Source organism: Parablautia sp. Marseille-Q6255 (assembly GCF_951230155.1).
GTDB lineage: Bacteria > Bacillota > Clostridia > Lachnospirales > Lachnospiraceae > Choladousia.
In genome coordinates this window covers 22,224-36,056 of sequence record NZ_CATNVD010000002.1, presented here as the reverse complement: position 1 = coordinate 36,056, position 13,833 = coordinate 22,224, and the positions used below count along the sequence as shown (strand labels likewise).

Below are 13,833 nucleotides of genomic sequence, written 5' to 3'. Positions count from 1 at the left end.
AAAAGGTATAAAAGCAGAGCGAACTATCTGCGGGGAAAGAGGAGAGATGATGAAAAATAACTGGAAGCAGTTTCAGATGGGAGTAAAGCACGGGATCCCGATCGCGCTTGGTTATCTGGCGGTTTCATTTTCATTCGGGATCATGGCAAGAGGCTCCGGGCTGGGGATCTTGCAGGCGGCGGTGATGTCGCTTACCAATGTGACGAGCGCGGGACAGTTTGCTGCGCTGGCGATTATACAAAACGGAGCGCCGCTTATGGAGATGGCAATTACACAGCTGATCGTTAATCTGCGGTACTGCCTGATGTCGTGCGCACTCTCACAAAAGATTGGGCCGGATATCCCCGTCCTTCATCGGTTTTTGATGGCTTATGGCGTCACAGATGAGATCTTTGGCGTGTCGGTCTGCCGTCCGGGAGAGCTTCATCCGTGTTACAGCTATGGGCTGATCGCAGCGGCAGTGCCGGGCTGGACGCTTGGCACGGTGCTGGGAGCCGTTTCCGGGAATCTGATGCCGGGAAATCTGCTCAGTGCGCTCAGTGTGGCACTGTACGGTATGTTCCTTGCCTCGGTGATACCGCCGGCAAAGGGAAACCGGATCCTTATGGGTGTGATCCTTGTCTCGATGGCGGCAAGCTTTGGATTTACACTTATCCCTGTGCTTAACGGGATCTCATCTGGATTTAAGATCATCATTTTGACGGTCGTGATCGCAGGAATAGCTGCATTTTTATTCCCGATCAAGGAGGAAACGTATGAATCATAATGTTTATCTGTATATTCTTGTTATGGCAGGAGTGACGTATCTGATTCGTCTCCTGCCGCTGACGCTGATCCGCAAAGAGATTAAAAATACGTATATCCGGTCGTTTTTATACTATGTGCCGTACGTGACGCTCTCTGTCATGACATTTCCGGCCATCCTGTACGCAACAGATTCTGTGTGGTCGGGTGCGGTTGCGCTGGCGGCGGCAGTATTCTTTGCCTACCGGGGAAAGAGCCTGTTCCAGGTGTCTCTTGCCGCATGTACGGTAGTCTTTTTGCTGGAGCTTGTGATCTGAGTCTGCAAAAGCGCAGCTGTAGATCAACTGTGGGCCTCTGCCCTGGAAAATTCTATGGTGATCTCCAGCATATCTCCGGTAAGCTGCGCGCGGATATTTCCGCCCATCTGTTCGATCAGCTCTCTTGCGATAGAAAGCCCCAGACCCGCATGAGGTCCGCGGCGGGAGGTGTCGTCACGGTAAAACCGTTCAAACATCTGCCCCGGACGGATCGACTGCGGATCTTTTACTTTATTTGAAACGCTTAAACGGTTTTTTTCCTGTCGGATGACAGGCGCTCCATCGCCATAAGAAAGTGCGTTGGAGATCAGGTTTCCGAGAACCCGGCGAAGCTGTCCGGCATCGGCAAAGACGCGGACTGCTTCATCGGAAAAGGAGACACAGGGCTCAAAACCCTGTTTTACAAAGGCTTCATAAAAGCCTGCGAGTGTATCACATACGACAGGAAAGAGCTGCACCTGGGAGCAGCTTAACTGCAGTGTGCCTCCAGTCAGCTGCGTATACAAAAACAATTCGTCCAGCAAATGTTCCAGATCTTTCAGCTTCTGACGTATGATCCGGCAGTAGTTTAGCTGCTTTGCAGGATCTGACGTTTTTTCAAGAAGCTGCATATATCCGTCAGCCCCGGCGAGCGGTGTGCGGATGTCATGAGAGACACAGGAAATGGTGTATTTGAGCTGTCTTTGTGCCTCTTCTGACTGGAGTACAGCGTTTTGTCCGGCATCAATGCAGCGGTTGATCTCGTTGCACAGCTCGACGACAGAGCGGTCGCGCAGGAAAACCGTCAGTCTCTGGTTGCTTTTGGGCGGACGCTCTTTGAGCTGCTGTGCGAGATCCGTCATCTGCTGCTGGCTCAGCCAGAGGCGGATCGTCAGGTATATGGTGAGAAGCATCATAAAAATGGCAAATGCAGTCATGTTTCCTTCCTCCAGATGGTAACAAATGTGATCAGGCGGGCTGATATCAGCAAATATCTTTTCTCTTTAGTATGGCTGCTGCAAGAAATGTATAAATGGCAGTCCATGCCAGCGACACGAGGACAGAAAGGGCGGGCGCAGATACGGTCATACTGCCGCCGAGCATAAGGGCAAGCAGAGAATTATTTGCGGTATCCGAGCCTCCGCTGATATACGGTGCCATCAGTACATTGTAGGACGGGAAAAATTCTGCAATGTGAATACCCGCCTGCCCGGTCAGGAGGTCAAGCATGCCGTCGAATGCGCCAAGTCCGCAGGCAATGGAAAGCAGGATGCTTAAGATGGTATTTCGCGTCAGCATGCAGAAAAAGATACTTTGTGCCGACAGACTGATCAGGCCGAGCCAGCCGATTACGAACATCAGCAGGAGGCGGGGCAGGTCCCCGATCGGGTTAGGAAAGCCAAAGATCCGAAACAGTACAAAGGTACAAAGCGAAAGCAGCACAAGGAAAGCGGCGCTCACGACTGCAAGCAGAATGAGCTTGGAGAACACATAGGCTTTTTTGTCTGTGCAGCAGGAAAAAATATTTTTAACAAATCCATTGTCAAAGTCCTCACAGACAGCGATGCATCCGATAATAGCCATCAGTACGGTCATCAGTCCGCCATTAAAAAGCAGATTGCTGACAAAATCAGTCTGTGTGTCTGCAAGAAACTCCTGGGCATCGGATTCGTCATCTGCATCAAATTCCATTCCATGTTTTGCAGCTTCCTGCTTCATAGAAGGGGTAGTGACCAGCTTCATTGTCCCCAGCGCAATGAGAAGGACGCCAAGCAGTGCAGTAAATGTAATATAAATTCCTTTGCTTCGAAACATAGTGCGAAGCTCCATACGCAGCAGATTAAGCATTGTGTCGGCCTCCTTTCTTTGTGGCAGGATCAGACGGTGTTTTTTCTTCCATGAGTTCCAGAAAATATTCTTCAAGGTTCTGACGGTGCGGGTAGATCGCCACAACGCCTATGTGATGTTCCAAGAGCGCCTGTGTGACGGCAGCAGAATCTGCGGGTTCAAAAATCCGGACTTCTCCTTCCGGCTGTATTTCATAATCATGGATATCAAGAAATTCTTCTAAAGCAGCAGCGGCTTTTTGTGCATCCGTTACCTTTACATATAGATAGTCGCGGCATGCGCTGTACAGCTGCTCGGAGGTGATCTCCCTGATCAGTACGCCATCTTTTAAAATACCGTATCGCGTGGCTATTTTGGAGAGCTCTCCCAGAATATGAGAGCTGATGAGGATAGTAATGCCTCTTTCTTCATTCAGCGTCACAAAGAGACGGCGTATTTCTGCCATACCTTCGGGATCCAGTCCATTGATCGGTTCATCAAGGATCAGCAGATCGGGTCCGCCAAGAAGCGCCATTGCGATGCCAAGACGCTGCTTCATCCCCATCGAAAACTGTTTTGTCTTTTTTCGGTCAGCCGCATTGAGTCCGCACAGCACAAGAAGCTTTTCAATCTCAGGCTTCGGATCAGAGATCCCCATGAGAATTGCTTTGCGCATCATATTTTCGTATGCCGAAGCAGTCGGATCAAATCCGGTTGTCTCGATCAGCGCTCCTACACGCCTTCGGACGGAGATATCTTCTGCCGGCTGGCCAAACAGCCGGATGCTCCCGGCGGTCGGGTGAGCGAGCCCGCACAGCATTTTCAGTGTTGTTGATTTTCCTGAGCCGTTGCGTCCGATAAATCCGTAAATATCGCCCTGCTGTACGTGCATATTCATTCCGGTAACAGCTGTCTTTTTTCCGTATTGCTTACATAGGTTGCGAGTTTCTATTACGTTCATCCTTATCCTCCCTGCTGTAGTAGTTATCTGTTACATCAAGTATCTCATGCAGAGTTTCAAAAAGCGCAAAGAAAAGGTAAAGAAAGAGTAAAGATGATGGGGCTGCTATTTCTGAAAGAGCTGAAAACCGATCCCCCATACGGTACGGATATACTGTTGGGTACCGGTTTCTTTTAACTTTGCGCGGATATTGCTGATATGCACATTGATTGTTTTGTCTTCTACGAAATAATCCTGCTGCCAGACAGCTTCAAAAATTTCCTGCTTGGTAAAGACCTTCCTTGGCTGTCTCATAAAAAGTTCAATGATCCCAAATTCGTGCGCAGTCAGCTCAACAGGCACTCCGGCCGCCGTAAAGGTGCGGCATACCGGATCAAGCGCCCATTCATAATAGGTAAGCGGACGGGAAAGGGCTGCCTGCCGCCGAAGCTGTACCTGGATGCGCGCCAGCAGCTCCTCCAGCTCAAAAGGTTTTGTCATATAATCATCAGCACCGCTGCCAAGCAAATCGACCTTATCCTGCAGTGCAGTCTTTGCAGAAAGAATTATGACAGGAACCGAAGAGGATTCGCGGATATGGGAAGTCACTTCCAGACCAGTCATGCCGGGCAGCATCAGATCCAGGATGATCAGATCAAAGGCCTCCATAGAAAAAAGCAGGAGCGCCTCCGTACCGGAAAATGACTGACGGCAGATGTAGCCGTTATCTGTCAAAAATTCAAAAATTAAGTTGTTTATGGTGGAGTCGTCCTCCACGATCAAAATACGAGCCATAAAAATCTCCCTGATACAAAAAATTCAATTTCCATTCACACTGATAATGAAGTTATTCGCAGTGGCACTCGAAAAAGCGCAGCTTTTTCTCGTTCACGGGCATTCGCCCTATGAATCCTCTATCTGTCACACCCGTCTGCAAGCATCCGGTGTGCCATTAGAGGATTACTCGTCTGCAAGCATCCGGTGTGCCATTAGAGGATTCACACTGCTCATTGCTTTCGTGGACAGTATAGCATATTTGGGGGGCGAACAGAGATGCTTTCTTGCAAGAACTGAAAAAAGCAGGTAATATGTTATTTACAGGTGAAGCAAGAGGAGGGGTGTTTATGAACAGGATAAGAGGAAAACGTGTAAAGCAGTGTGGAAAAGGGCAGTGTTTTTGGAGGAAGCTGTGGATAATCGGTGTGTTTGCGGTACTTATTGTTTCGCTGCATGTATCGGTGGCTGAAGCGCGCAGCCAAAGGCCGGAGCAAAAGGAACGGTATATAAAAATGGCAGACGGTTCTGGCAGATACCTCAAAAAAGAAGGGAAGGGCTGGTACTTAAGGGACAGAGACGGGACAGTGTCCGGCGGAGTGCACAGGGTCGTACCCGAAAGGAAGGGACGCAGTGTTTTTGAAAAGGGCTATTACTTTTTTGAAGAGGACGGGCGGCTGTGTACCAGGAGGGATTTCCATGTGCTGGCGCAGACTGCCGGGAAAAAGAAATTTCAGGGGATGTATTACTTTGGAGGAAAAGATGGAAAACTCTACACGAAAAAGGGATGGATTGCAGTCGGCAGGAAACGGTATTATCTGACCAGTGCGGGAAAGTGCGTGACGGATCGGTGGAAATCTGGTTATTATCTGCAGTCGAACGGGGTGATGGCAAAGAATAAACAGACGCCGGATGGAACATGGGTCGGCTATGACGGGAAAAAATGTCCTGAAAATGAGGTGGCTCTTGGAAAGCTGAAGAAAAAACTGGTTGATACAGTAAGACGGTACAGGGGCTCCTGGTCTGTTTACGTGAAAAACCTGGAGACAGGAGATGTAGTAAACATAAATGACCGCTCCATGTATTCAGCCAGTACGATCAAGGCTTTTGTTATGGCGTCTGTATATAATGAGATTGCTCATGGCAGGATGGAGGAGAGCAGTACGGTGCGCAGCCTGCTGCACTCGATGATCACAGTGAGCAGCAATGATGCCTATAATACGCTTGTGTGTGCGCAGGGGAATTCGTTTGTATCGGGAGCCGCAGTGGTAAACCGTTATCTGAAGAAGCAGGGATACGATCAGACGGGCTGCCATCATACGCTGCATCCTGCCTCCTGTGCGAGTACGGGAGACGGAGGCCGCAATATGACGTCGGCAAAGGACTGCGGAGTTTTGCTGGAACGCATTTATCGGGGAAAATGTGTTTCCAGAAAATATTCGCAGAAAATGCAAAGTCTCCTGCTGCAGCAAAAACGCAGGGGGAAAATCCCGGCAGGACTGCCGGCTGGTGTGAAGGCGGCAAATAAGACGGGAGAGACGTCGACTACGCAGCATGATATGGCGATCGTTTATGGAGAAAAAACAGATTATGTGATCTGTGTTTTTTCAACCGGAGGAGGCGCCTCTGCTGTATCCGGTATACGGAACATATCAAAAATAGTATATGATTATCTTAATGAATGAGGTACAGGAGGATGAAATTTTTTCATATTTCAGATCTTCATATAGGAAAACGTGTAAATGGATTTTCTATGCTGGAGGATCAGCGGTATATTTTGCAGCAGATGCTGGAGCTCGCAGAGCAGGAGCAGCCAGACGGTGTATGGATCGCAGGAGATCTGTATGACAGATCTATGCCGTCCGCGGAGGCAGTCGAGCTGGCGGACTGGTTTTTATCCCAGTTGGCGCTCAGGAAAGTCCCGGTATGGGTGATCAGTGGAAATCACGACTCGGCCGAGCGTGTAGCGTATGCGGCAAGGATGCTGGAGCGTTCCGGCGTGTATGTGTCGCGGCTGTTTGACGGCACACTCCAGGGATATTGTGCACAGAAGCAGCCAGATGGGAGCCTGCACATCACATCGGTGACAGAAGCAGAGCAGAGATCAGGGAACCGCGTGTATATCTGGCTTTTGCCGTATCTGCGCCCGGTACAGGTGCGTCGCTTCTTTCCGGAGCAGGAGATAGATACGACTCAGCAGGCAGTAGAAGCAGTTCTTCATTCTGCGACACTTCCACATGACGGTCCTAATATTTTGCTGATGCATCAGTTCCTTACCGGAGCAGCGGTATGCGACTCGGAGGAGCTGTCTGTCGGAGGCCTGGATCAGGTCGATGCTTCTGCAGTGAGGGCGTTCGACTATGTGGCGCTGGGCCATCTTCATCGTCCGCAGAATGTGGGATCGGAGACGGTGCGTTATTGCGGCTCGCCGCTTAAATATTCTTTCTCAGAGGCAGGACACCAGAAATCTGTGACTGTGGTGGAGATTGACACAGAACCTGCACAGGGATCCTGTCAGATATCTGTATCTGCACTGCCGCTGATCCCGAGGCTTGACCTCCGGGAGATCCGGGGACCTTTTGAGACGCTTTTAACAAAGGAAGTATATAGTCTGGCGAACAGAGAGGACTATCTGCATATTACCCTGACTGATCAGGATGGGATCCTGGATGCGCTCGGGAAGCTTCGCGAAGTGTATCCGAACATTATGAAGCTTGATTTTGAGAGAACTCTGACAGGCGGACACAATAAAATAGAAGAAACGGAAATACTGGTGGAAGAAAAAACGCCGCAGGAGCTGTTTGAGGAATTCTTTAAGCAGCAAAATGGGAGGAAAATGAGCAGTGAGCAAAGGGAGCGGGTGGATTCTATCCTGCGGGCGCTTGCACGGGAGCACTGAAAACAGACTGTGAAAGGGGAAGAAGGATTATGAGACCGGAAAAACTGACAATGTGTGCGTTTGGGCCGTATGCCGGATGTGTGACAGTGCCGTTTTCTGAATTTGGCGATCATGGGATCTACCTGATCACGGGAGACACCGGAGCCGGAAAAACTACCATATTTGATGGCATTGTTTTTGCTCTTTACGGCGAGGCGAGCGGAGATGTGCGAAAGGCAGATATGCTCCGCTCAGATTTTGCGGCTCCGACACAGAAAACGTATGTAGAGCTTACATTTTTATGCCGGGGACAGTCTTATACGGTTACGCGCAATCCAGAGTATCTGCGGCCGAAAGCGCGTGGAGAGGGTATGACAACGGAAGCGGCAGGCGCGTCACTTTTGTATCCTGACGGCAGGGTAGTTACAGGAAGCAGGCAGACGACAAAGGCGATCGAAGAGCTGCTGGGACTGGACCGGAATCAGTTTGTCCAGATCGCGATGATCGCGCAGGGAGATTTTTTAAAGCTGCTGCTTGTGGGGACAGAGGAACGCGGTAAGATATTCCGAAAGATTTTTAATACGGGACTTTACGTGGATTTTCAGAGAGAATTAAAAAAGCAATTACTTGCGACACAGCGGGAGTATGAGGAGGAACGGCGCAGTATCAGCCAGTATGTGCAGGGGATTCTTCTTCCGCCGCAGCCGGATGATCCCGATGAGGATATGGATGAGGCTTTGAGACGGCTTGGAGAGCTTGATGCAGGACAGGCATCGTACCATATTTCGGAGCTGACAGAGGATCTGGAAAAGCTGCTGCGCAAAGAGGAGGATCAGGATCGTCTGGACGCGCAGGCACAGGAAAAGCTTACGCAGAGGATCTCAGGACTTCAGGAGCTGCTTGGAAGGCAGCGCATGGTAGACCAGGCAAAAGCAGAGATAGAGAAGAAAGAGCAAAGGCTTTTGCAGCTGGCAAAGTGGTGTGAGAAATGGCAGTGTCAGTATGAAGAGGCGCGCAGACGGCAGCCGGAGGCTGAAGCTGCCGGGGGGCAGATCGCAGTGCTGGAAGGCCAGATGAAGCGATACGAAGCTTTGGACCTTTTAGAGCAGAAAATCAGAAAGCTGAACGCTGCAGCTGCCGGGGCAGATCGGGAAGCGAAGGAAGCCGGGAGCGGCGGCGCACAGGTGAAGAGTCAGCTTGAGGCAGGCAGAAAACGATACAATGAAATCGGTGTGCCGGAGCAGGAACTGCAGTTTCTGGAGCATACACAGGCGACCTTAAAGCAGAGACGGGAAGAGCTGGATCAGTTTGAAGCACTGTATGGAAGCGTCAGACGTCAGAAAAGACAGCTGGAACAGGAAGAAAAGAGATATCTGGAGCTTCAGCAGCGCAGCGTGCAGCTGGGCAGACAGTATATAGATATGGAAGCGGAGTTTTTGAAAAATCAGGCGGGTATACTTGCGAAGCGGCTGGAGGAAGGCAGAGCATGTCCGGTGTGCGGTTCGAAGGAGCATCCGTCGCCTGCTGTGCCAGGTATCCACAGTCCGTCAGAGCAGGAGCTGCGCAGTCTGGAGCAGATAAAGGATACTGCGCGGATGGAGGCGGCAGATGCGGCACAGTGTACGGCACAGCTGCGCGGCACCTATGAGCAGAGCAGGAAACAATTTGATGCGTGGTATGACAGAGAGCAGCCTGGGGCGCGCCGGGAGTATCCGGCGGAAGAGTATTTTGCAGTCTGCAAAAAAGAGCTTGCGCAGCAGGAGAGGATGAATCAGGAACGGCGCCGACAGCTTATGGGGCTGTGGCGGGAGAAGGGCGAACTGGAGAAAAAGCTTCCGGCCATGGAGCAGCGTCTTGCTGCATTTACGGAGAACAAAACGCTGCTGGAACAGCGCAGGATCACGTATCTGACGCAGGCAGAGGCATTTGAACAGCAAAAAGAGGAGCTGCGCAAAGAACTGCCGTATGCAGATCGTACGCAGGCAGCTGACCGGATGGAACAGCTGCGCAGGAACAAAGAGGAGCTGGAGCGCGCGCTGCGACAGGCGGGCGAGCAGCTGGAGAGAGGAAAAACAGAGAGAGCCTCGGAACAAAAGGCTCTGGAAGCGCTGCAGCAGCAGATTGCGCAGGCAAGACCGGCAGATGCAGCACAGCTGACGGAAACCCGAAAAAGGCTGGAAGAGCGCCGCAGTGAGCTGGAGCAGGTCAGAAAGGAACGGCATGTCCGGCTGCAGACGAACCGGAACATCTATGCTTTTTTGCAGGATGGAGGAAAGCGACTTGCACAGAGCGAAAAAGCGTACGAGCTTCTTGCTGCGCTTTCTGAGACCGCGAACGGAGAGCTGAAAGGGCGGCAGAAGCTTGCTTTTGAACAGTATATTCAGACAGTATTTTTTAAAGAGATCATCCAGGAGGCAAATAAAAGATTTTCCTCTATGACAGACGGCAGGTATTTGCTGCAGCGCAGAGAGCGGTCAGGAAACCTGCGCAGTCAGACAGGACTGGAACTGGATGTATTTGATTATTACACGGGGCGTCTGCGCAGCGTGCAGAGCTTATCAGGAGGAGAATCCTTTAAGGCGTCCTTGTCCATGGCGCTCGGACTGGCTGATGTAGTGCAGCAGCATGCAGGCGGGATCCAGCTTGATGCGGTATTCATTGATGAAGGATTTGGTTCTCTTGACCGGGATTCGCTCAATCAGGCGATACGGATCTTAAACGAACTGGCAGGAAGTCATCGCCTTGCCGGTATCATTTCACATGTAGAGGAACTCAAAGAACGTATTGACAGGAAGATCATTGTCAAAAAAGAAATAACAGGGAGCAGCCTGATGGTTGTGAAATAGGAGGACTGTCCGTTATAAAAGATGGAGCAGGAGTGATAATCGGATAACCTCCGGCATATAATGTTCTGAACAGAAAAGGATGTGGGGAAATTATGCCGGAGTATAAACGGTTTATTGCTTATTTCTATGAGTACATAAATGGGAAAAAACAGAAAAATGCAGGATTTGCAAAGGTAGAGCTGCGCAGCGGGATGTGGCGGATCCTGTTTCGGCTGATGACTGAGGTACCGCCTGAGCCGCCGGTCCAGGTCTATGGATTTGTGCGGGAGAGAGGTTATCTGCTGGGGCTGCCGATGGGAACAATGCGTCCCGGACAGGAGAAGGCAGAGGAATGGGCCTATCGTGTAGATACGCCGGTCGCCAGAAACTACAGGCTGAAGGATCTGGCAGGGATCTGGATACGAAGTGGAGAGGAACGGTGTTTTCTGACGGTCTGGGATGATGAGCCGGTAGAAATCGAGCGTTTGGTGCTGGAGCTTCCGGAAGAAAAACAGCCGGAAGAAAGACAACCAGAAGAAAGACAACCGGAAGTAAGACAGCCAGAAGAAAGACAGCCGAATGATGAGCAGCCCAGGCCGGAGCATCCAAAAAAACGGCAGCCAGAGCAAGAGCCATTAGAAGCTGATCCTATGGAAAACGAGCAGCCGGAGCAACCGCGGGAAATAGATGTCACAGACAATCCAGAAGAGCAGGATGCGATCCGGGCAGCCGAGCAGCCTCAGATAACAGAAGGGGCGCAGTTGCCGGAAATGGCGCAAGAAACAGGAGAAGCTGATATGCGCGAAGCTTTGGAAGCCGGAAGCAACGCAGTGCAGGAGATCCGGACCGCATTTCCAAAGAGTGCGGATCGCGTCATCAAGGAGCTTTTTCAGAAACGTCAGCCATTAGAACAGAGAGGAAATACGGAATTTACCTGCTGTGTAATGATCAGGCCATGCGATATTGTACGGCTGCAGCAGGAGGGATGGAAGGTCGGGCGCAGCAGCTTTTTGCAGCATGCGTTCCATCAGTACCGGCATTTGCTGCTGGCAATGACAGACTCAGGCGGGTATGTGCTTGGTGTCCCCGGAATGCAGAATCCGCAGGAACAGTATATGGCACAGCTGTTTGGTTTTCAGGACTTTAAGCTGCCCGGCGTCTGCGGCTGTGGCAGGATCTTTGGCTACTGGTGCAAGCCGCTTTGCAGAGATACGGAGGATAATGAGTAAAAACAGCAGCGTTTGAGAAAAACAGCCGGCCGTCTGGCAGGTCAGATTCCGCGCAGAGCCGCCTCCGGTATGCGAAGCTGCACAAGCTCGAGAAAATGTTCCATTTCCTTTTGCGAAAATGCAGAAAAGGAATGATCTGGCAGGAGCACCTCCGGACAGTCGCGGAAATTTTGCAGATAATAATATTTGCAGCCGCTGATCCATTCGCGGATTTCCAAAAAATCGGAGTCATCGTGCAGTCCCCTGACTGCAGTTGTGCGAAATTCGTAAGGGATCGCACTGTTTTTTAAAAGTTTAATGGACTGATCTACTTTTTCAAGAAGGTCTGCAGTTTTTTCTTCGGAAAGGCCGCAGACCTTTGCATAATGCGCGGGACCTGCTTTTATATCCATTGCGGCGTAGTCGATCATACCTTCTTTGAGCAGAAACTGAAGCATTTCAGGGTTTGAGCCATTCGTATCGAGCTTTACCAGATATCCGGCATTGCGAATGTCCCGGATCAGATCAGGAAGCTGAGCATGCAGTGTTGGCTCGCCACCTGTAATGCAGACTCCTTCCAGGATGCCGGAACGTTTTTTCAGAAAACTCATAAATTCGTCATGGCTGATCTCGGGGAGGCTGTCGGGAGTAAGGACAAGAGAGCTGTTCTGACAGAATGGACAGCGAAGATTACATCCGCCAAGAAATATAATGGCAGCAACATAGCCGGGATAATCCAGCAGCGTCAATTTTTGCAGACCGAGGATTTTCAAGAGATATTCCTTCTTTCTAATTTAATAACATTAATTAAAGTATACTTCAAAAACAGAAAAAAAGCACGGAGAAAACGTTGCAAAAAAAAGAGAGATTATGGTATACTTTGACGCGCGAAGCTTAATGTACAATTTTGAAGAGAGGGAGAAACGTATGAAAAACACAAATGAATTGTCAAAAGAAGCTTATGTGTTTGAAGGTAAGCTTCCGCTGAGACAGGCGATCCCACTTGGGCTGCAGCATGTGCTTGCGATGTTTGTGGGGAATCTGACGCCGCTGCTGATCATCACAGGAGCATGTGGAATGGGAAGCGGCGGTGAGTTTGCTGATCTTCAGGTCGCTCTTTTACAGAATGCGATGTTTGTTGCAGGTGTGGTAACACTCGTCCAGCTGTATGCGATCGGTCCGGTCGGTGGAAAGGTGCCGATCATTATGGGAACAAGCTCCGGATTTATCGGTGTCTTTAACAGTGTTGTTGCGACAATGGGAGGCGGTGTGCTGACCTATGGAGCGATCATGGGAGCATCTGTGATCGGCGGTCTGTTTGAGACGGTGCTTGGATTTTTGTTGAAGCCGCTGCGCAGGTTTTTCCCGCCTGTTGTGACAGGTACGATCGTACTTTCAATCGGTCTGTCCCTGATCTCGGTCGGGATCAGCTCCTTTGGAGGCGGAAATACGGCAAATGACTATGGCTCTATAGAAAACCTGCTGCTCGGCCTGCTGGTGCTTGTAGTGATCATCGCACTGAAGCATGGAACAACGGGAATGACGAGTTCATCGTCTATCCTGATTGGTATTCTGGTCGGATATGCGGCAGCTTTTATCATGGGACTTGTCCTGCCGCACACTGGCGTGACTGCGGACGGCGTGGAGTATACGAAGGCGTGGGTGCTCAACTGGGACAAGGTCGCAGAGGCGTCCTGGTTTGCGGTACCGAAGCTGATGCCGGTAAAAATTGTGTTTGACTGGAGAGCGATTGTCCCGGTTATGATCATGTTTATCGTGACTGCGGTAGAGACGGTAGGTGATATTTCCGGTGTGATCGAAGGCGGTATGGATCGGGAGGCGACAGACGAGGAGCTTTCCGGAGGCGTGATCTGTGATGGTCTGGGATCTACGTTTGCAGCATTTTTCGGTGTACTCGCGAATACGTCCTTCAGCCAGAATGTAGGTCTTGTGTCCATGACAAAGGTAGTAAACCGGATAGCGCTCGCGTCGGGAGCGATTTTCCTCGTTCTGTGCGGTCTGGTTCCAAAGCTTGGAGCACTGGTGTCTATTATGCCGCAGTCTGTACTTGGAGGAGCTGCAGTTATGATGTTTTCCTCTATTGTACTGAGCGGTATCCAGCTGATCACCCGTGAAAAGCTTACGCCGAGAAGCCTGACGATCGTATCTGTAGCGCTTGGTATTGGATATGGAATGGGTGCGAACAGCACGATCCTCAATGCAACGCCGCAGTGGATCCAGTTGATCTTTGGCGGTTCAGGTATCGTGCCGGCAGCTTTCGTGTCGATCCTGCTTAATATCGTCCTTCCAAAAGAAAAGGCGTGACAGCAGGAGGCTGTAT

Annotated in this window: 12 protein-coding genes; 7 read left to right on the top strand and 5 right to left on the bottom strand. The window is 50.6% G+C overall.

Annotation, left to right across the window (positions count from 1 at the left end):
* The first annotated feature begins 49 nt into the window (after positions 1 to 49).
* Both QOX44_RS02270 and QOX44_RS02265 read left to right on the top strand, forming a co-directional pair.
* On the top strand, positions 50 to 766 hold the full coding sequence (locus QOX44_RS02270) for an AzlC family ABC transporter permease (protein ID WP_283681302.1): 717 nt from the start codon (positions 50 to 52) through the stop codon (positions 764 to 766).
* Positions 756 to 1,061, top strand: coding sequence for an AzlD domain-containing protein (locus QOX44_RS02265; RefSeq protein WP_283681057.1), 306 nt, complete (start codon positions 756 to 758; stop codon positions 1,059 to 1,061). The genes QOX44_RS02270 and QOX44_RS02265 overlap by 11 nt, the downstream gene beginning before the upstream one ends.
* Before the next feature lie 23 nt (positions 1,062 to 1,084).
* Here QOX44_RS02265 and QOX44_RS02260 read toward each other — a convergent pair whose 3' ends face one another.
* The 4 genes from QOX44_RS02260 to QOX44_RS02245 form a co-directional block, all read right to left on the bottom strand.
* Positions 1,085 to 1,978, bottom strand: a complete 894-nt coding sequence (locus QOX44_RS02260) for a sensor histidine kinase (RefSeq protein WP_283681056.1) — start codon at positions 1,976 to 1,978, stop codon at positions 1,085 to 1,087.
* Positions 1,979 to 2,024: 46 nt separating this feature from the next.
* Complete coding sequence (locus QOX44_RS02255; RefSeq protein WP_283681055.1) at positions 2,025 to 2,888, bottom strand: ABC transporter permease; 864 nt, start codon at positions 2,886 to 2,888, stop codon at positions 2,025 to 2,027.
* Complete coding sequence (locus QOX44_RS02250) at positions 2,881 to 3,828, bottom strand: ATP-binding cassette domain-containing protein (RefSeq protein WP_283681054.1); 948 nt, start codon at positions 3,826 to 3,828, stop codon at positions 2,881 to 2,883. Before QOX44_RS02250 ends, QOX44_RS02255 begins: the two co-directional genes overlap by 8 nt.
* A 105-nt stretch (positions 3,829 to 3,933) precedes the next feature.
* The gene (locus tag QOX44_RS02245) at positions 3,934 to 4,602 is read right to left on the bottom strand and encodes a response regulator transcription factor (protein WP_283681053.1); all 669 of its coding nucleotides are present in this window, start codon (positions 4,600 to 4,602) and stop codon (positions 3,934 to 3,936) included.
* A gap of 329 nt (positions 4,603 to 4,931) precedes the next feature.
* Between QOX44_RS02245 and QOX44_RS02240 the strand changes: the two genes are divergently transcribed.
* From QOX44_RS02240 to QOX44_RS02225, 4 genes are all read left to right on the top strand, one after another.
* Positions 4,932 to 6,266: a serine hydrolase gene (locus QOX44_RS02240; protein WP_283681052.1), complete on the top strand. Its 1,335-nt coding sequence runs from the start codon at positions 4,932 to 4,934 to the stop codon at positions 6,264 to 6,266.
* 11 nt (positions 6,267 to 6,277) lie between these two features.
* Positions 6,278 to 7,480 carry an exonuclease SbcCD subunit D gene (locus tag QOX44_RS02235; RefSeq protein WP_283681050.1) on the top strand — a complete coding sequence of 401 codons (1,203 nt, stop codon included), beginning with the start codon at positions 6,278 to 6,280 and terminating at the stop codon, positions 7,478 to 7,480.
* Positions 7,481 to 7,509: 29 nt separating this feature from the next.
* Positions 7,510 to 10,305 carry an SMC family ATPase gene (locus QOX44_RS02230; protein ID WP_283681049.1) on the top strand — a complete coding sequence of 932 codons (2,796 nt, stop codon included), beginning with the start codon at positions 7,510 to 7,512 and terminating at the stop codon, positions 10,303 to 10,305.
* Positions 10,306 to 10,397: 92 nt separating this feature from the next.
* A complete protein-coding gene (locus QOX44_RS02225) occupies positions 10,398 to 11,513 on the top strand; it encodes a hypothetical protein (protein WP_283681048.1) in 1,116 nt (371 codons plus the stop codon).
* 41 nt (positions 11,514 to 11,554) lie between these two features.
* Here the strand turns inward: QOX44_RS02225 and QOX44_RS02220 are convergent, their stop codons facing one another.
* Positions 11,555 to 12,265: an anaerobic ribonucleoside-triphosphate reductase activating protein gene (locus tag QOX44_RS02220; protein WP_283681046.1), complete on the bottom strand. Its 711-nt coding sequence runs from the start codon at positions 12,263 to 12,265 to the stop codon at positions 11,555 to 11,557.
* 154 nt (positions 12,266 to 12,419) lie between these two features.
* On the opposite strand from QOX44_RS02220, the gene QOX44_RS02215 reads away from it, so the two are divergent.
* The gene (locus tag QOX44_RS02215) at positions 12,420 to 13,817 is read left to right on the top strand and encodes a uracil-xanthine permease family protein (protein ID WP_283681045.1); all 1,398 of its coding nucleotides are present in this window, start codon (positions 12,420 to 12,422) and stop codon (positions 13,815 to 13,817) included.
* Positions 13,818 to 13,833: the final 16 nt, after the last annotated feature.